Annotated in this window: 16 protein-coding genes; 12 read left to right on the top strand and 4 right to left on the bottom strand. The window is 52.0% G+C overall.

The annotated features are described in order from the left end of the window. Together tuf and rpmG are read left to right on the top strand one after the other, a co-directional pair. Positions 1 to 127, top strand: a 127-nt coding sequence (tuf, locus tag P9L94_07105; GenBank protein MDP8243832.1) for an elongation factor Tu, incomplete at its 5' end; no start/stop codon positions are given. Positions 128 to 138: 11 nt separating this feature from the next. Then, positions 139 to 288: a 50S ribosomal protein L33 gene (gene rpmG, locus P9L94_07100; protein MDP8243831.1), complete on the top strand. Its 150-nt coding sequence runs from the start codon at positions 139 to 141 to the stop codon at positions 286 to 288. 317 nt (positions 289 to 605) lie between these two features. Here the strand turns inward: rpmG and P9L94_07095 are convergent, their stop codons facing one another. Further along, positions 606 to 899, bottom strand: coding sequence for an endonuclease domain-containing protein (locus P9L94_07095; GenBank protein ID MDP8243830.1), 294 nt, complete (start codon positions 897 to 899; stop codon positions 606 to 608). 197 nt (positions 900 to 1,096) lie between these two features. Between P9L94_07095 and P9L94_07090 the strand changes: the two genes are divergently transcribed. The 6 genes from P9L94_07090 (at position 1,097) to P9L94_07065 (ending at position 7,125) form a co-directional block, all read left to right on the top strand. Further along, complete coding sequence (locus P9L94_07090; GenBank protein ID MDP8243829.1) at positions 1,097 to 1,921, top strand: hypothetical protein; 825 nt, start codon at positions 1,097 to 1,099, stop codon at positions 1,919 to 1,921. A 28-nt stretch (positions 1,922 to 1,949) separates the two neighbouring features. Then, on the top strand, positions 1,950 to 2,900 hold the full coding sequence (locus P9L94_07085; GenBank protein MDP8243828.1) for a DUF58 domain-containing protein: 951 nt from the start codon (positions 1,950 to 1,952) through the stop codon (positions 2,898 to 2,900). Positions 2,901 to 2,918: 18 nt separating this feature from the next. Continuing rightward, a complete protein-coding gene (locus P9L94_07080; GenBank protein ID MDP8243827.1) occupies positions 2,919 to 4,832 on the top strand; it encodes a VWA domain-containing protein in 1,914 nt (637 codons plus the stop codon). Then, positions 4,832 to 5,875 (top strand): hypothetical protein, encoded by a 1,044-nt coding sequence (locus P9L94_07075; protein ID MDP8243826.1) that lies wholly within the window; start codon positions 4,832 to 4,834, stop codon positions 5,873 to 5,875. The genes P9L94_07080 and P9L94_07075 overlap by 1 nt, the downstream gene beginning before the upstream one ends. A 260-nt stretch (positions 5,876 to 6,135) precedes the next feature. Then, the gene (locus P9L94_07070; protein ID MDP8243825.1) at positions 6,136 to 6,591 is read left to right on the top strand and encodes a DUF4268 domain-containing protein; all 456 of its coding nucleotides are present in this window, start codon (positions 6,136 to 6,138) and stop codon (positions 6,589 to 6,591) included. A 30-nt stretch (positions 6,592 to 6,621) separates the two neighbouring features. Continuing rightward, on the top strand, positions 6,622 to 7,125 hold the full coding sequence (locus P9L94_07065) for a hypothetical protein (protein ID MDP8243824.1): 504 nt from the start codon (positions 6,622 to 6,624) through the stop codon (positions 7,123 to 7,125). 338 nt (positions 7,126 to 7,463) lie between these two features. Here the strand turns inward: P9L94_07065 and purB are convergent, their stop codons facing one another. Then, positions 7,464 to 8,759: an adenylosuccinate lyase gene (gene purB, locus P9L94_07060; protein ID MDP8243823.1), complete on the bottom strand. Its 1,296-nt coding sequence runs from the start codon at positions 8,757 to 8,759 to the stop codon at positions 7,464 to 7,466. A 146-nt stretch (positions 8,760 to 8,905) separates the two neighbouring features. On the opposite strand from purB, the gene P9L94_07055 reads away from it, so the two are divergent. Beyond that, the gene (locus P9L94_07055) at positions 8,906 to 10,339 is read left to right on the top strand and encodes a radical SAM protein (protein MDP8243822.1); all 1,434 of its coding nucleotides are present in this window, start codon (positions 8,906 to 8,908) and stop codon (positions 10,337 to 10,339) included. A 188-nt stretch (positions 10,340 to 10,527) separates the two neighbouring features. Here the strand turns inward: P9L94_07055 and P9L94_07050 are convergent, their stop codons facing one another. Both P9L94_07050 and ppdK read right to left on the bottom strand, forming a co-directional pair. After that, positions 10,528 to 11,574 (bottom strand): DUF1080 domain-containing protein, encoded by a 1,047-nt coding sequence (locus P9L94_07050; protein ID MDP8243821.1) that lies wholly within the window; start codon positions 11,572 to 11,574, stop codon positions 10,528 to 10,530. A gap of 169 nt (positions 11,575 to 11,743) precedes the next feature. Continuing rightward, the gene (gene ppdK, locus P9L94_07045; protein MDP8243820.1) at positions 11,744 to 14,464 is read right to left on the bottom strand and encodes a pyruvate, phosphate dikinase; all 2,721 of its coding nucleotides are present in this window, start codon (positions 14,462 to 14,464) and stop codon (positions 11,744 to 11,746) included. 271 nt (positions 14,465 to 14,735) lie between these two features. Here ppdK and prfA point away from each other — a divergent pair, with 271 nt between their 5' ends. From prfA to P9L94_07030, 3 genes are all read left to right on the top strand, one after another. Then, positions 14,736 to 15,809, top strand: coding sequence for a peptide chain release factor 1 (gene prfA, locus P9L94_07040; GenBank protein MDP8243819.1), 1,074 nt, complete (start codon positions 14,736 to 14,738; stop codon positions 15,807 to 15,809). Between the two features lie 69 nt (positions 15,810 to 15,878). Beyond that, positions 15,879 to 16,772, top strand: a complete 894-nt coding sequence (gene prmC, locus P9L94_07035) for a peptide chain release factor N(5)-glutamine methyltransferase (protein MDP8243818.1) — start codon at positions 15,879 to 15,881, stop codon at positions 16,770 to 16,772. A 3-nt stretch (positions 16,773 to 16,775) separates the two neighbouring features. Continuing rightward, positions 16,776 to 17,318: a tetratricopeptide repeat protein gene (locus tag P9L94_07030; GenBank protein ID MDP8243817.1), complete on the top strand. Its 543-nt coding sequence runs from the start codon at positions 16,776 to 16,778 to the stop codon at positions 17,316 to 17,318. Positions 17,319 to 17,424: the final 106 nt, after the last annotated feature.

The raw sequence follows: 17,424 nt of genomic DNA, 5'->3' as shown, positions 1-17,424 counted from the left end.
GGGCGACAACGTGGTCATGGAAGCGGAATTGCATCAGTCGATCGCGATGGAGCAGGAACTGCGCTTCGCCATTCGCGAAGGCGGCCGCACCGTCGGCGCCGGCGTCGTTGATAAAATCATTGAATAAGTAGGTGGATCATGCGCGAACAAGTTATTCTCGCTTGCACGGATTGCAAGGAACGTAATTACAGCACCGATAAGAACAAACAACTCCATCCCGACCGGATGGAAACGAAGAAGTATTGCCCGCGTTGCCGGAAGCACACCTCGCATCGGGAAACGCGCTGATTCGACGAAATACGAACGGCAATCAAGACGGGCGGCCTATTACAGACCGCCCGTCTTTTATTTTTTTGGTTTCTAGATTATATCTGGTGGGTTAAGAACCCGCACTTCAGTATGTTCGCCTCCCTTTTTAAGGGGGGACGGCGCTGAAAGCGCCAGGGGGGATCGAAAAAGGTGAGATATCTACGCTTTGACTTGCGCTAAATTTTTTGCCTGAGAAGAATCGCGGCCGACTCCCTCTCCCTTTGGGAGAGGGTTGGGGTGAGGGCATGAACTATCGCTTCGATTACACTCTCAGGAGAATCACTTAGTTCACGGTTCTAAAACCGCAAAACAGCGATTCCCTTTTCGCTCAAAAATTCGTCTCGTGATTTGTCATATTCAATCTCTTTGAAGGAATTATGCTGACCACCGTCTAATTCAACAACGAGTCTCGCTTCATGACAATAAAAGTCGACGATATAAGGCGGGATGGGATGTTGGCGTCTGAACTTGGCGTTTAGTAAAGTACGATTTCGGAGTATTCGCCATAGTGAATTTTCTACTGAAGTTTGATCTTGTCTTAACTTCCTGGCAAATTCTAAAATTTCAGGATTGAGTTTATTCTCATTCATTTTCCCTCACCCTAACCCTCTCCCAGAGGGAGAGGGGATGTGTTTTCGCATTGTTAATTCATAGTACGTTCAATCAATTAGTTCAATAGTATGTCAATTTAGAAACTATGAAGCAGCGCTGTGCTCCAATATATTTTTATCACCTATAATAACTGAAACAGCGTTCTGATAATCCATACAAAACCGTTTATACCATTATGAAACCATCGAAACCTGTTGAGGGCGAAATTGTTCTCGATAATCAATGTCTGCAAGTCGTCATCAAGACGCCGAGTGGATGTCTCACCATCGTCGACAAAGTGACGGGCGTCATCTGGGCGATGGACTCGGCCTTGGGCAGCGGCGCCGTCGCGGTCAATCGTGACGGCGGAGAACAACTCTATCAACTCGGCGTCAAAGGCGATGCGGGCATTCTATTTGAGCAAAATTTTTATATGGTACGTTCGACTGAGACCGACGATTTTCATGATGTGAGCCTGAGCGGCGCCGCCAATGACGGCTCCGGCCTCAAGATAACCATCCGGTATTTATTTTCCAGCACCTTCCCCATTCTCAATTGTTTTTGTTACGCCGACGGCGAAGGCGTCGAAAAAGTCAGTCGCATCGAATTCCCTATCGGCCCCACGCCGGTAACAGCCGGAACCGACCGCATCTTTGCGCCGCAAGACCTCAAAACCATCCGCGACCAAGAGCCGAGTCAAGACGTGCTTTTTGAGGTCGATCCCGGTCAAGAACACCGCATAGTGGGCGCGCCATTTTACGCCGTCGTGCGAAATGACGGCGTCCATCCCACCAGCGGATTGTTATTTTTTCTTCAGCATCCGTTGTCGCGGGTAGATATTCGTGATACCAATGGGAGTAGAATCGCGACGCCTTCTTCCGCGCATCTGGAAACAACAGGCAAAACGGAGATTGAACCGTACTGCGTTCGGATGCAAATCGAGCCAATCGGCGACCTGAATGCGTTGGCCTGGCTGGGACGAGAACAAATGCTGAAAGAAGAACGGCAACTTCATCTATAATGTGAAAAATTCAAAGAGGATTTAACACATGGCTGACCCGCAAACCGCCAACGAGACTGTCGAACCAACCGAAGCCCCCGCTCCCCCATCAGATATCAATGATAAGGGGTTAATGGACGCCTCGTTCCTGAAATATCTGGAACAGCTGGCGCTGGTGTCGCGCAAGACGTTTCTGGGTCGGCTCAAGGGTGAGCGGCGCTCGCGAAAACGCGGCGTCTCCATCGAATTCGCCGACTACCGCGACTATTCCAAAGGCGACGACCTGCGCTTTCTCGACTGGAACATCTTCGGGCGCCTCGACCGCCTGTTCACCAAATTATTTCATGAAGAAGAAGACCTCTATCTCTATATCCTGGTCGATTCCAGCAAGTCGATGGACACCGGCGACCCCAATAAAGGCGTCTTCGCCAAACGCATGGCAGCCGCGCTGGCGTATATCACCCTGGCGGGAATGGACCGCGTCTGTCTGGTCGGCTTCGGCAAAGAACGCTACCGCTGGATGCAACCCGCCCGCGGCAAAGGCAGCATCTGGCGCATTCTCAATTTTCTCGAAGAGCTGCCGATGGACGGCGAGACCACGCTGGCGGACGGCTGCAAGCGTTTTATGATGCAGCAAAAACAAGGCGGCATTGTGATTCTGCTCTCTGACCTGTTTGACCCGGAAGGCTGCGAAGACGCCGTTAAACAATTATTACAAAAACAAAATGATGTGTACCTGTTACAAACGCTTTCGCCGCAAGAGTTGAACCCTGACTTAGTCGGCGCGTTGCGTCTGTTAGACGTCGAAACCAACGAACCGGTCGAGATTAGCGTGACCGAAGAACTGTTGGGCGTATATGAACGGCGCATGAAAGCCTTTCAGGCAGACGTTCGTGATTTTTCGCTGCGATACGGGATGCACTATCTGCCGCTATCGTCTGACGCTCCGGTCGAGCGTTTGTTAACTGACGCGTTCCGCCGTTTGGGACTGGTCGCATAATGATTACGGAGTCACCGCATGAACTTTCTGGCGCCGTTGGGATTATTGTTTGGACTGTCGATTCCCGCAGTCATCATTTTATATTTGCTGAAACTCAAGCGAATCGACCAGCCGATTTCCAGTACGCTGTTATGGCGGCAAAGCCTTGAAGACCTGAAGGCGAACACGCCATTTCAAAAATTAAAACGCAGTCTGCTGTTATACCTTCAGCTGCTCATCATGGCGCTGTTGGCGCTGGCGATTGCGCGTCCGGTATTGGAACTGGGCGGATTGCGCGGGCAGAGTTTTGTGGTGTTGATTGACCAGTCAGCCAGCATGAACGCAAATGACGTGCGCCCATCGCGCCTCGACGAAGCAAAAAAACTCGCCATCGACCTTGTCAACGATATGAGCATGGGCGACCGCATGATGGTGGCGTCGTTCTCATCCAACGCGCAGGTGATTACGCCCTTCGAGCGCAACAAAAGCGTCTTGCGTAATGTCATTCAGAAAATCCGCGCGACCGAAAACCCGACCGATCTCAAAGAAGCCATCAAAATTGCGCAATCTGCGTCAGAGTTACAAACGAACCTCGAAGTGGTGATCTTCTCAGACGGTGGATTCGAGCCGCCGGATGTCGAATCGTTAGAAGGCATGAAGGTCCGCTACATTCCCATCGGCCAATCAGCGGACAACATCGGGATTACCGATCTGGTCGTACGCCGCGACTTTAGCCTGCAACAAAGTTACCAGGTGCTGGTTGGCGTTCAAAATTCCGGTTCCATTGAAAAAACGGTGTTCGTTGAATTGCTGGGCCAGGGCCACAAGGTTGTCGCTGGCGAAGAAGATGAACACCAGCACGAAGAAAGCGAAGAGCCGGAGGAGATTCTACTAGACGCCCGCGAAGTGACGCTGGCGCCCGGCGCGCATGAGTCGCTGTTATTTAAAGACCCCGGCAACTTCACCGAAGTGTTGCGCGTCCGCGTGGACAACGACGACCCCTTGCCCAACGACAACCAAGCATGGGCGGTCATTCAGGGCGAAGCCTATCTGGATGTGCTATTGGTCACGGTCAACAATCCCTACCTGGAACGCGCACTCAACCTGGATGCGCGCACCCGCGTTTCGGTGCAAGCGCCCAGCGACTATACCGGGCCGGGCAACTTTGACTTGGTCGTGTTTGACGCATACGCGCCGCCCGCGCTGACGAACGGCTCCTACTTCTTCATTAACGCCGTGCCGCCCATGCCGGGCTGGTCGATGGGCGACGAGTTGACGTTGCCGTACATCGTTTCGTTTGACCGCTTTCACTCACTGGCGCGTTATGTGAATTTTGACACGCTGATCGTCAACCGATGCCGCAACATGGCCGCGCCCGCCTGGGTGGAGACCATCGTCGAATCACGCGAGACGCCGCTGGTGGTTGCGTTCGAGACGGACGCCGTGCAAGGCGTAGTCGCCTCGTTTGACTTGTTCGACAGCAATTGGCCGAACCGGGTTTCGTTTCCCATTTTTATCATGAACCTGATTGATTGGATCGCAACCGGCAAAGGCGACGCCATGATGCGTTCGACCGGCGAAGTGTTAACGCTGGCGCCGCCGCAGTCACTCTTGGATGAGGCGTTTCTCAAACCGCCCGCTCCACTCGAGCCGAAAACGTACACCTTCACCGCTGCCAGCCCGCTTTTTTATGACGAGACCGACCGCCAGGGCATTTATGAATATCTGATCGCAGATACGATACGCACCCGTTATGCGGTGAATTTACTCTCAACCGAAGAATCGAAAATCGCGCCCCGGCTTGAGTTACAATTCGGCGAAGTGCAGATCGAAGGCGACCTCGGTTCGGTGGCGTCCAACCAGGAAATCTGGCGGCTGCTGGCGCTGATCGCGTTCATCGTGCTCTGCGTCGAGTGGTTTGTGTACGTCCGCCGCGCACGGTATTCGTTTTGATGAACACTCCTCGATACATTGATGCGCTTACTGGCGCCCGATACCCTTCTCAGCCTGAGGGCGCCATCGTAATCGGCGACAAAGAAGCCGCCGAATACCTCGTCGGACCGGCGCTGTTTGACCCGCAGGTAAATGGCTTTGCGGGCGTGGATTTTATGAATCCACATCTATCGTTTGATGACCTCGAACGCGCGACCTTGGAACTTCGCAAGGCTGGCTGTTTTCATTCTCTGTTGACTCTAATCACGGCGGCGCCTGAGTTTCTTGAAGCGCAATTCAAAACCATTCACACCTATATTGAGCAATCTCCTTTATTGCGAGAGAGCATTTTGGGCTTTCATCTTGAAGGGCCGTTTTTGTCGTCCGAAGCGGGATACATCGGCGCACATCCCCCGCAGCATACTTGCGGCCCTGATTGGGATATGTTTCAGCGATTGCAAGAAGCCGCTGGCGGCATGATCCGTCTGGTTACGCTTGCGCCGGAACGCAGCGGCAGCGCGGATTTCATTCGCCGCGCCGTGGGTGAAAACATACTCGTCAGTCTGGGACACACAGACGCGGGCATTGATGACCTGCAACGCGCCGTCGATGCGGGAGCGCACATGTTCACTCACTTGGGCAACGGCTGTCCGGCGCAGATGCACCGCCATGACAATATTATTCAACGGGTGTTAAGCCTGCCGGAACTCATGGTTTCGATTATTCCCGACGGCATTCATGTCCCGCCGTGGGTGCTTAAAAGTTGGGTGGATTATTTAGGAGCCGACCGCGTCGTGTTCACGACTGACGCAATGAGCGCGGCAGGGGCGCCGCCGGGGCGGTATACGCTGGGCGCTGTGGAAGTCGAAGTCGGCGAAGACCGCGTCGTGCGCCTGCCGGGAACCAACAACTTTGCGGGGTCGTCGCTCACACCGGTTGAGGGATTACGCAATGCGATAAACTTTGCAGGCCTCCCCCCTGCCGCCGCCTGGAAAACCTGGACGCGGCTGCGCGACGAAATGTTCCCTGATGTGACGCCGCCTGAGATAGCAGTTGGAATATGAATCAAGATGAAGTTCACCTATAGGCATCTTTGATGTTATACTTTATATGAGCCTTCGTATTCATGACGGGCTTATAGAGACGCCTCATGACGGAAAATTAGAAAAAGTAGTAGAGCACCTTCGGGCGCTGCCGGAAGCTATGTAGGGTGGGCTCGTCCGCCGCGGCGGACAGCCCACCGGATAAAATTGATACATTGCTTTGTGGGCTAAACTGCTATGCAATTTGAGCCTACCCAACCCTGCTATTGAAAGGTAAATTTATGAATAAACAATTGTTTTGGAACAGACTTTACGAGTGCAACAACTTCCAGTCATTTTTGAATAGGCATGTCAAGCATACTCAACCAGAAAAATTTAATTCATCAAAGTTTCAAATAAATTCAAATATTCCTAATTTAAAATATATGGTTCGATTACAATCTAATAGTTTTACAGTAGAAATACTATTAGATCACTGGAATCCCAAAACCGAAAATGAAAGTAAATTGAGAACATTACAGGATTTTCAAACTGAAATTGAAAATAGATGTGGTGAATTAGAATGGGTGAATATATCCGAAAAAATAAATTGCAAAATTATTAAAAGAATAAATTGTAGCAATCTAAATAATGAAGGAAGATGGCCTCAAATATTTGATGAGATAGTATGTGAAATTGAAAACCTTGAAGAATCTGTCAATAACCACAGAGACTTGCTGCTAGAAATAAATAGTTAGCAAATAACTTTAAACGCAATGGAGATAAGCATGAAATTATCATACGCTTTTATAATTCTTTTGTTATGTGGATGCTCAGCAAATAGTACAAGAGGCTATTTTGATTCTCAGGGGGTATATAATGAGGTTATAGTAGACAAAAATGAGACCATTCCAGAACCAAGTAATGATGAAGCAGTTATTGTAGTAATTTGCGATGGATCAGTTAGTACAGATGCACCAAAAGGAGTTTCTGTATATGCTAATGGTCAACTAAGAGGAACGGTTGCATCAAAATCTTTTACTTATTTCACGGTTATTCCTTCTGAAACTACAATACAATGCGACCATCGCTTTCTCTCATCGATTCAATTACAACTAACGACAAATCCAAATCAGATAAACTATTTATATTTAGACACAAAATTCGAAAATTGGGGATCAAAGTTCACATTAGAAAAAATATCCCCTGAAGAAGGAGAAGAAATAATAGAAAGAATCAGATCAGGGCGGGGTGGCAAGAGCAAAGCGTCGCGAAGCGGCGGCAAATCTTGAAGCAATTTTAAGATTTTGCCCAACTTTTCGTGTGACTGAATCCGAGATTGCTTCGCTTCGCTCGCAATGACTCAAACAATTAGCAAAGGCAGGATGGGTCGCGTATTATCGACCCACCGGATTTATTAAACCATCATTCGGCGGGTCGAAAATGATCCGCCCTACATTTGATTCACACTCAACCCAACCCAATCCGTTCAAAGAACGGTAGGGTGGGTTCTTAACCCACCAATGAAAACGGCAGTAATCTCAACATTGCGCTTTCGCCTTCCCATATGTAATCAAATTTCATGGTGGGCTGCTTCGCGAGCCCACCCTACCCTGGAATGTATATAATCTCACCCCAAGCCGATGCGTTCAAAAATTTTGTCGGCGTTGACCAGGATTTCGTCGCATTGGAAGCAGGCGTCGATCTCATCGTCGCTTAAATGTTTTTTGACATCAGCGTTGGCTTTGAGTTCGTCAATCAACATCGCGTCCGAACCCCAAATACGCAGCGAGGTTTCCTGCACGATCTTGTAGGCGTCCTCACGCGACATGCCTTTGAGGGCTAATGCTAACAATATTTTTTGTGAGAAGACCACGCCGTGGGTCGAATCAAGATTGTGCTTCATGCGGTCGGGATCGACGATGAGGTTCTCAATGATCCAGTTCATGCGCTCCAACATGTAATCGAGCAGGATCGACGCGTCGGTCAGCGACACGCGTTCGACGCATGAATGAGAGATGTCGCGTTCATGCCACAGCGCGACGTTTTCCCACCCGGTGATAGCATAACCGCGCAGCAACCGCGCCAAGCCGGTGATACGCTCGCTGAGGTTGGGGTTCTTTTTGTGGGGCATCGACGACGAGCCTTTGTTGCCCGGTGGGAACGGCTCCTGAACCTCACGTACTTCGGTGCGTTGCAGGCCGCGAATTTCGACCGCGATTTTTTCGAGCGTCGCGCCGACGCCCGCGATAGCCGCCAGCCATTCCGCATGGCGGTCGCGCTGGACGATCTGGTTGCTAACGCCCGCCGCTTCGAGGCCGAGTTCATCGCAGACAATCTCTTCAACGCGCATATCAATATGCGAAAAGGTCCCGACAGAGCCAGACACTTTGCCGACGCGGATGGTGTCGCGCGCGCGTTCCATGCGTTCAAGGTGGCGCCCCAATTCGGTATACCAGATTGCAACCTTGAGGCCGAAAGTAATCGGCTCGGCGTGAATGCCGTGGCTGCGGCCCACCATGATGGTGTGTTTGTGTTTCTTGGCGAGGGCGCCAACGGATTTGTGCAGCGTCTTGATATCTTCGAGCAGCAAATCGCTGGCGGCGACCAGTTGCAGCGCAGTGGCGGTATCGAGTTTGTCGGACGAGGTCATTCCATAATGGATGTAGCGCGAGGCGGGGCCGACGTATTCGGCCACGTTTGTAAGAAACGCGATGGTTTCATGGTCGCACGTCTTTTCGATCTCTTTAATGCGTTCGATGTCGAACCTGGCTTTGGTTTTGATCTCTTGCAGCGCGTCGTCGGGAACAACGCCGAGTTTGTTGTGCGCCACGCAGGCGGCGATTTCGACCTGCAACCAGGTATTGAAGCGAAACTCCTCGCTCCAGATAGTGCCCATTTCAGGCCGGGTATAGCGTTCGATCATCGAATGCCTCCATAATAATGATATTGAATTTAGGATACATCCCAGACTGCTGCCGCCGAAGACCGCGATTTACTTGACGCTGTCAATTTATGCGCATTTGATATACTAACAAGTATGCCGCGCAAGAAAGAAATGCAACCATAATCATGAAAGTATTATTGATTCAGCCGCCCGAATTCAACATGATTACGACCAACGTGCCCAGCGTGGTCGATGAAGAGACCGGCGCGTATCCACCGCTGGGGCTGCTCTACGTCGCGGCGTTTTTAGAACAACAGACTGACCATACGGTTGAGATTCTCGACGCGATTCTCGATGGCCTCGATTACGATGGCTTGGAAGCGGAAATCCGCCGCCGCAAGCCGGACGTGGTCGGCATTCAGGCGATGACCTTCACGCTCATTGACGCGACGCTGGCGGCAAAAGTGGTGAAGTCGATTGACCCGAATATCCCCGTGATGTTCGGTGGGCCGCATGTATATATCTACCCGAATGAGACGTTGCAGATTCCCCAGGTTGATTACATCGTCATCGGCGAAGGCGAAAAAACCACCGCCGACCTGGTCAACGCATTATCAGAAGGACGCGATCCTTCGACGGTCAATGGGATCGGCTACAAACAAAACGGCGAGATCAAACTGACGCCGGCGGTGGCGCTCAATCAAGACCTCGATGCATTGCCCATGCCCGCGCGCCATCTGGTGCCGCAAGACCGCTATTACTCCGTGCTCGCCCGAGAGACGCCCATCACCACCATGATGTCGAGCCGCGGCTGCCCCATGCAGTGCATTTTCTGCGACCGCCCCCATCTCGGCAAGCAGTTTCGCTACCGCAGCCCGCAGAGCGTAGTCGATGAGATGGAAGCCTGCGAGCGCATGGGCATCAAAGAGATTTTCATTTACGACGACACGTTTACCATCCGCCGCGACCGCGTGATGGAAATCTGCCGCCTCTATCGCAAGCGCGGCCTGACCATCAAGTGGGATTCGCGCGCGCACATCAACACCATCACCGAGCCGATGCTTGACGCGATGGCGGCGTCGGGCGTGACCCGGCTGCACTACGGCGTCGAAGCGGGCACCGAGGAAATCACCAAAGTGCTCAAAAAAGGCATCGACCTCAACCGCACCCGCGAGGTATTTCGCGAAACCAAAAAACGCGGAATCACCACCCTGGGCTATTTTATGATCGGCAACCCCGGCGAGACCAAAGAGCAAGCCATCGAAACCATCGAGTTTGCGCGGCGTCTCGACGCCGATTTCATTCACCTCTCGGTCGCGACGCCCTTCCCCGCGACCGAACTCTACCGCATGGCCTTCAAAACCGGCCTCTACCAAAACGACTATTGGCGCGAGTTTTCACGCAACCCCAGCCCTGACTTCCGCCCGAAATTATGGACGGAAGTGATGAGCGAAGAAGAACTCATCAACCTGATGCAATGGGGATACAACCGGTTTTACATGCGCGGCGGTTACATCATGAAGCGCGTGTTGGAACTACGAAACTGGAACGAGTTCGTCCGCAAAGCTCGCGCCGGAATCCGTCTGCTCGCCTGGGGCGCCAAAGCCAAAGCGGTGTAGAAAGAACCCAACCCCGCGTCCCATTTTTCTTCACTGTATGATTCAATTGAAAACGAAATGTAAATGTGAAAACTCATCCCCTCTCCCGCCGGGAGAGGGAGTAGGCTGCGTGATTTTATTTGGGCGCAAAAAATAGGGGCACAGCGCTCTGTGCCCCCATCGTTCATACAATTTGAATTTTGCGTAAACTACTTCAGTGGTTTGATCCAGATATTACGGTAACGCAGGCCGTTGTCAGTGTGGTCTTGCAACAACATGCGGCCCAAAGGCGCTTCTTTGCCGCCAATTCCGCCCGGGGTGCCGTGTTTGAGTTCGCGTTGATCGTGAATGGTTTCGCCGTTGTGCACGATGGTCAGAATCGCGTTCTTGGTCTTCTTTCCACTCGCGTCAAACTTGGGCGCGATAAAGGTAATGTCGTACGTCTGCCATTCGCCGGGAGGCAGCGCCGCGCAAATACGCGGGACCAATTGCTGATAGATGCCGCCGCACAGGTTGTCCGCCGGAGGATCGCCGAAACTGTCGAGCACCTGCACTTCATAGCGGCCATGCACATAGCAGCCGCTGTTTCCGCGCGCCTGGCCGCGGTCGTTGGGTTCAAACGGCGTCGAAAATTCGACGTGAATCTGCGCGTCCTGATATTCATATTTCGCAATCAGCGAACTGCCGCTACTGACCAAGGCGCCTTCATTGTTAATCGCCCAACGGTAGCCGCGTTCCCAATTTTGGTTGACCTGGTCGTCCATACCGGGTTTCAAATCTTTTGGGATCAAAACTTTCGCGCCTGCGGGCGGGTCCTGGCCCAGCGTCGGCGATTGAATGTATATTTTGTTTAAGGTGAAGACCGACGTTTTACCGTCTTTGGTGAAGGTTCCCGCCAGTTCGCCTTTTTTATCGGCGCCTTTGCCCGTGAAGCGGGTTTCGGCTTTGACGCTAAACGTTCCCATGCCAGGAAACGTGGCGTCGCCCGTCCAATAGACGACGTTCTTTATGGCTTTGCCCTTAATCTCGGTACGGTGGTTTTCGGGAAAGGTGGTATCTAAAAACAACACCGCCCGAAAATTGTCGCCGCCCAGCGCAACCACTTGGGCGTGAAGCGAATGTCCGCTCCAACCGTCGACTTCTCCCTGCCAATTGCCTTGTACTTCAGACTCGCTCTGTGCGCCCGCGCTGATTGCGAACGCAAACGCGCATACGACGCAAAGCGCCATGATTGTGATTTGACGAATATTAGACATGAGTTCCTCCAGATGTGATTTAACAACTCTGCTATTGTCCGAATCTGGCGGCGAATGGCAAGGGCTTGGCGTTTGATTCTGAAATTACACGACTCAGAACCATTGAATAAAAAAACGGGGGCCGGATTCAGCCCCCGTTTGATTACGGATTCAATCTATGAGACAGCGCTTATTTCTTTTCGAGCGCTGCGACACAGGCCGCCGCGTGACGCGCGATGGGTACGCGGAACGGCGAGCAGGACACATAATCCAAACCGACTTTGTGGCAGAAGAACACCGATTTGGGATCGCCGCCGTGTTCGCCGCAGATGCCCAATTTGATGCCCTTGCGGGTTTTTTGACCGCGTTCGACCGCAACTTTGATCAACTCGCCAACGCCGCTCTCGTCAATGGACTGGAACGGATCGCCCTCCAACAATTCGTCTTCGACGTATTGGTGTAAGAAGCCCGCCGAGTCGTCGCGGCTGTAGCCGAAGGTCATCTGAGTCAGATCGTTGGTGCCGAATGAGAAGAATTCCGCCACTTCGGCGATGTCGTCCGCAACCAGGCAAGCGCGCGGGATTTCGATCATCGTACCGAACATGTGAGGAATCTTTTTGAGTTTGGTCTTTTTCAAGACTTCGTTATAGACGCCTTCCGCCAAGGCTTTCATTACGTCTAATTCGCTGGTTGCGCTAACAACTGGAATCATGATTTCAGGAAGCGGTTTCTTTTTGGCTTTCAACAATTCCGCTGAAGCTTCGAGAATCGCCTGAATTTGCATTTCGGCAACTTCGGGATAAGTAACGCCCAAACGAACGCCGCGATGGCCCATCATGGGGTTAACTTCGCTGAGGGCTTCGGCGCGTTTTTTAAATTCCGCCGGGCTGATCTTCAACTCTTTGCAGAGTTTGGCGACTTCCGCTTTTTCGTGCGGAACAAATTCGTGCAAAGGAGGATCGAGCAGACGGAAGGTGACGGGCAAGCCGTTCATCGCCAGCAAGGTCGCCTTGATGTCTTTCTTTACGAATGGATAAAGCTCTTTCAACGCTTTTTTGCGCTCTTCGACGGTTTCAGACATGATCATCTTGCGTAATTTCGACAGCGGTTGTTCGGAGCCTTTACCGTAGAACATGTGCTCGGTGCGGAACAGGCCGATACCTTCGGCGCCAAAGCCAAGCGCTTTCTTTGCGTCTTCAGGGGTTTCGGCGTTGGTGCGAACTTTGAGTCTGCGGATCGTGTCACAAATCGCCAAGAATTTATCGAGGTATTTGTTGTCATCGCCCGCTTCGATCAATGGCAGTGCGCCTTCATAGACAACGCCCTTGGTTCCATTCAACGAAACCCAAGCGCCTTCTTTCAGTTTCACGTCGCCAACAGTGAGAATGCCTTTTTTGTAATCAATTTCGATGGAGCCAGCGCCGACGATGCAGCATTTGCCCCAGCCGCGGGCAACCAAAGCCGCGTGGCTGGTCATACCGCCGCGAGCGGTCAGGATGGCTTCTGCAGCGCGCATGCCTTCGACGTCTTCGGGGTTGGTTTCATCGCGAACGAGAATAACTTGCTTACCGGCTTTGCGCCATTTCACCGCTTCATCCGCCGTGAAGACAATTTGACCCGTTGCACCGCCAGGACCGGCAGGCAAGCCTTTGCAAATGACTTTCGTCTTGGCTTCGACCTTCGGGTCGATGATCGGGTGGAGCAGTTCGTCCAATTGGTCGGATGTCACGCGCAAGACAGCAGTCTTGGCGTTGATGAGGCGCTCGTCTTTCATATCGACGGCCATCTGCACAGCGGCGGGGCCGTTGCGTTTGCCGACGCGGCATTGCAGCATCCACAACACGCCTTCTTCGATGGTGAATTCGACGTCGAGCATGTCTTTGTAGTGCTTCTCAAGACGCAAACGAATGCTATCGAGCTCTTTGTAGAGTTTCGGATACGCTTCTTCCAGCGAGGCTTCTTTGGCGCCGGTTTCTTTTTTCATCTTCTTGCCCATCGGCGCCGGGGTGCGGATGCCCGCGACCACGTCTTCGCCCTGAGCGTTAATCAGCCATTCGCCGTAGAAAATGTTTTCGCCAGTCGCCGGATTGCGGGTAAACGCAACGCCGGTCGCGGACGATTCGCCCATGTTGCCAAAGACCATCGCCTGGACGTTAACCGCTGTACCCCAGTCGTGAGGAATACCTTCGATGTTACGATAAGCGAAGGCGCGCTTGCCGTTCCAGGAACGGAAGACCGCATTGATGGAACCCCACAATTGTTCTTTGGGGTCATCTGGGAAGTTCTTTTTCAGAACTTGCTTGATTTTCTTTTTGTAGGCCGCAACGACTTCTTGCAGTTGTTCGGCGCTGAGGTCTGGATCATTTTTGACTTTGTATTTCTTTTTGATCGCTTCCAGTTCGCGTTCCAACTGAGCGCGGATGCCCTGGCCGTCTTTGGGTTCGAAGCCAGCGGCTTTTTCCATAACGACGTCAGCGTACATCTGAATTAAGCGGCGGTATGAATCCCACGCGAAGCGGGCGTTGCCGGTTTTGGCGACGATGCCGGCGATGGTGTCAGCGTTGAGGCCGACGTTGAGGATGGTTTCCATCATGCCGGGCATGGATTTACGCGCGCCCGAACGGACGGACAACAACAGAGGGTTTTTGGGATCGCCGAATTTTTTCTTCATCGCGCGTTCGATTTTTACAAGGTTTTCATTAACCTCTTTGATGAAGGCGGGCGTATATTTTCCTTTGTTGGCGTAGTAGATGTTGCACATGTCTGTGGGGATTGTGAATCCTGCGGGTACTGGAATTTTAAGGCTGCTCATTTCCGCCAGGTTGGCGCCTTTTCCGCCCAACAGATTCCCCATCTTGCCATTGCCGTCTGCACGGCCGTTTCCGAAGAAGTAAACGTTTTTCTTAGCCATTGATACTTTTCCCGTCCTAACCTAGAGTTGTGTACCATCCCGTTGTATGACCGGGAATGATGCCTGGTGCTTTCTATCCTGTTATGCAAAACGCATTATTATAGTCGACTAACTTAATAAGTGTGAAGGTCAAAGACGACTTTTTCGATTCAAATTAATTAAACTTTTACATTTTGGCTCATAAAAGCCGCCAGCGCCAGTTGCGAACCAAGCCTATGCCCGTTACATTGCTGCACGGTATATAGATTGCCTATCGTTTATTGAGACCACTATGAAATTGATTGAAGAAAAACTGCAGAGCCTACAAGATGAATTTAAAAACCTCGAAACCCGGCTGAGCGATCCTGAAACATCTAAAGACCGCGACCTCATGACCAAACTCAGCAAGCGCCATTCAGAACTCTCGCCAGTGCTGCAAGATTTTGATCGTTGGAAAAAAACAAAAGCCGAACGCATCGAACTAGAAGAAGCCGTTCAAAGCGATGACGAAGAACTCGCCGAGATGGCGCAAGACGAATTGCCGCAGCTGCGCGAACAAGAAAGCGAACTGCTCGAACTTTTACAGAAGCACCTGATTCCCAAAGACCCCTACGGCGACCGCAACGCCATCATCGAAGTACGCGCCGGCACCGGCGGCGACGAAGCGGCCTTGTTTGCGGGCGACTTGTTTCGCATGTACTGCCGCTACGCCGAATCGCAGGGATGGAAATATGAAGTATTGTCGTCAAACGAAACCGGCTTGGGCGGATTCAAGGAAGTGATATTTAACGTCAGCGGCGAGGACGTTTTTTCCCGCCTGCAATTTGAAGCTGGAGGCCACCGGGTGCAGCGCGTTCCTGAGACGGAAGCCTCGGGCCGCATTCATACTTCCGCCGCCACCGTCGCGGTCTTGCCCGAAGCCGAAGAAGTCGACATTGAAGTCAAAAACGAAGATATCCGCATTGACGTGTTTCGTTCATCCGGCCCCGGCGGGCAAAGCGTCAACACCACCGATTCCGCCGTGCGCATCAATCACATTCCAACCGGTTTGGTGGTTTCATGCCAGGACGAAAAATCGCAACACAAAAACCGGGCGCGTGCGCTCAAGGTCTTACGTAGCCGCTTATTTGAAATGGAACGCAGCCGTCTCGCCGAAGAACAAGCCGCCCAACGCAAATCAATGGTCGGCAGCGGCGACCGCAGCGGACGCATCCGAACCTATAACTTTCCGCAAAACCGGGTGACCGACCATCGTATTAACTTGACTTTGCACCGCTTAGAAGCCATTATGAGCGGAGAATTAGATGAAATGATTGATGCTTTAATGCAAGAAGATCAGTTGAAACGTATGCGTGACATGGGTTGAGAGGCCTCACTGCCTTGGCAGTGGATGAGTATTTTTTTATTTTGATTCTAGAGATAAGGCCAAAATACCATGAACGCAATGACCCGAAAACCGCCCGCCGACGTAAAAGAAGCCCTTGAAAATTGCACCTCTGTTTTGGAGACGCGCAAGGTCGAGTCGCCCAAACTGTCCGCTGAGTTGCTCGTAGCCCATGTAACTCACCAAACCAGGTCCGAAGTCTTGGCCAGCCCCGAGCGCTTGGTTTCTCCCGTTGAAGCGGCCCAACTTGAACTGTGCCTGACCCGGCGCATGAAACACGAACCCATTCCTTATATTATTGAAGAAGTTGAGTTCTATTCGACGCCGTTTCATATTTCGAAAGGCGTGTTTATTCCTCGCCCGGAAACCGAATGCCTGGTTGACGCCGCATTAGAAATCACCAAAGGCATCACCGACCACGAGCCGCGCGTTTACGATATGTGCACCGGCTCAGGCAATATCGTGATCTCAATGGCGTTGAATATGCCAGAAGGCGAGTTTATCGCCAGCGACGTCTCCAATATCGCGATTCAGGTCGCCGGGCAAAATGTCCGCCGCCATGACTTACAAAATTACGTCACCTTGCGCGAAGGCACCTTGTTCACGCCGATGCGGACAGAACTGAGTTTGGACTTTGATATTCTGGTAACCAACCCCCCTTACATCAAAACCCAGGATATCAATAAATTGCCCAACCAGATACGCGACCACGAACCCGTGATCGCCCTCGACGGCGGGCGCGACGGCATGATCTGCATCAAGAGCATTCTCGACGGCGCGGCTCCATTGCTTCGCCCCGGCGGTTATGTCTTAATCGAAGCCGACCCGACCATTATTCCGGTGATTCGCACGGAAGTTCGCCGCCGCACGCAATTTGGCGATGTGGTGATTCACAAAGATTTAAATGACCAAGACCGCGTCTGCCAGTTCAGGCTCAAAGCATAGCGTATGTTAAAACGAATCCTCTCACAGAACCTACCAACCGGCGGCCTTTTGTTCGCCGGTTTTAGTATTGCCGCGCTGCTTTTCGCCGGGTGCTCCAGCCAACCCTTTGCCAAATACAACCAGGGCATCCTCGAAATGAACACTGGCAACGAAACCACGGCGGAAACCTTATTGCTCGAAGACTTAGTCGAGCGCCCCGACCACGCCGAATCCTGGAACCAATTGGGCATCATTGCCTTCGAGCGCGAAGATTGGGCGGCGGCGGAAGAACGCTTCCGCTCAGCGTATGAAATCAATTCTCTCAATCCGGCTTATTCCCGCAACCTGGGCCTCACCTTCGCCGCGCGCAATCAATACGACCCGGCGATGGAATGGTTTGAACTTTCTCTGCAAGCAGACCCCAAAAACCTGGAAACACTGAATGCGCTGGCGACAGTCTATTTTCTCACAGAAAACATTGACGCAACCCAGGAAACCGTGAAGCAACTATTGGCTCTCGACCCTGCTCATCCCGGCGCATTAAACATCCAAGCCCGCCTGCCGTAGGCGCCCTATTGGTGCTAGGGTATATTTCTAGCACCAGTGTCATTGCGAGGGAGTTTTCGACCGACGCAATCTCACCTGTTATTAAGCGCTCGTTTCATCTCTGAAG

Origin of the sequence: Candidatus Hinthialibacter antarcticus (assembly GCA_030765645.1) — a bacterium.
Taxonomy (GTDB): Bacteria; Hinthialibacterota; Hinthialibacteria; order Hinthialibacterales; family Hinthialibacteraceae; genus Hinthialibacter; species Hinthialibacter antarcticus.
Note: the sequence above shows the minus strand (reverse complement) of the source record. Positions and strands in the feature narration are given on the sequence as shown.

Bases quoted from the DNA above. Each gene is read 5' to 3' on its own strand.
- rpmG (MDP8243831.1), top strand. From the start codon at position 139: ATGCGCGAACAAGTTATTCTCGCTTGCACGGATTGCAAGGAACGTAAT.
- P9L94_07095 (MDP8243830.1), bottom strand. From the start codon at position 899: ATGAATGAGAATAAACTCAATCCTGAAATTTTAGAATTTGCCAGGAAG.
- P9L94_07090 (MDP8243829.1), top strand. From the start codon at position 1,097: ATGAAACCATCGAAACCTGTTGAGGGCGAAATTGTTCTCGATAATCAA.
- P9L94_07085 (MDP8243828.1), top strand. From the start codon at position 1,950: ATGGCTGACCCGCAAACCGCCAACGAGACTGTCGAACCAACCGAAGCC.
- P9L94_07080 (MDP8243827.1), top strand. From the start codon at position 2,919: ATGAACTTTCTGGCGCCGTTGGGATTATTGTTTGGACTGTCGATTCCC.
- P9L94_07075 (MDP8243826.1), top strand. From the start codon at position 4,832: ATGAACACTCCTCGATACATTGATGCGCTTACTGGCGCCCGATACCCT.
- P9L94_07070 (MDP8243825.1), top strand. From the start codon at position 6,136: ATGAATAAACAATTGTTTTGGAACAGACTTTACGAGTGCAACAACTTC.
- P9L94_07065 (MDP8243824.1), top strand. From the start codon at position 6,622: ATGAAATTATCATACGCTTTTATAATTCTTTTGTTATGTGGATGCTCA.
- purB (MDP8243823.1), bottom strand. From the start codon at position 8,759: ATGATCGAACGCTATACCCGGCCTGAAATGGGCACTATCTGGAGCGAG.
- P9L94_07055 (MDP8243822.1), top strand. From the start codon at position 8,906: ATGAAAGTATTATTGATTCAGCCGCCCGAATTCAACATGATTACGACC.
- P9L94_07050 (MDP8243821.1), bottom strand. From the start codon at position 11,574: ATGTCTAATATTCGTCAAATCACAATCATGGCGCTTTGCGTCGTATGC.
- ppdK (MDP8243820.1), bottom strand. From the start codon at position 14,464: ATGGCTAAGAAAAACGTTTACTTCTTCGGAAACGGCCGTGCAGACGGC.
- prfA (MDP8243819.1), top strand. From the start codon at position 14,736: ATGAAATTGATTGAAGAAAAACTGCAGAGCCTACAAGATGAATTTAAA.
- prmC (MDP8243818.1), top strand. From the start codon at position 15,879: ATGAACGCAATGACCCGAAAACCGCCCGCCGACGTAAAAGAAGCCCTT.
- P9L94_07030 (MDP8243817.1), top strand. From the start codon at position 16,776: ATGTTAAAACGAATCCTCTCACAGAACCTACCAACCGGCGGCCTTTTG.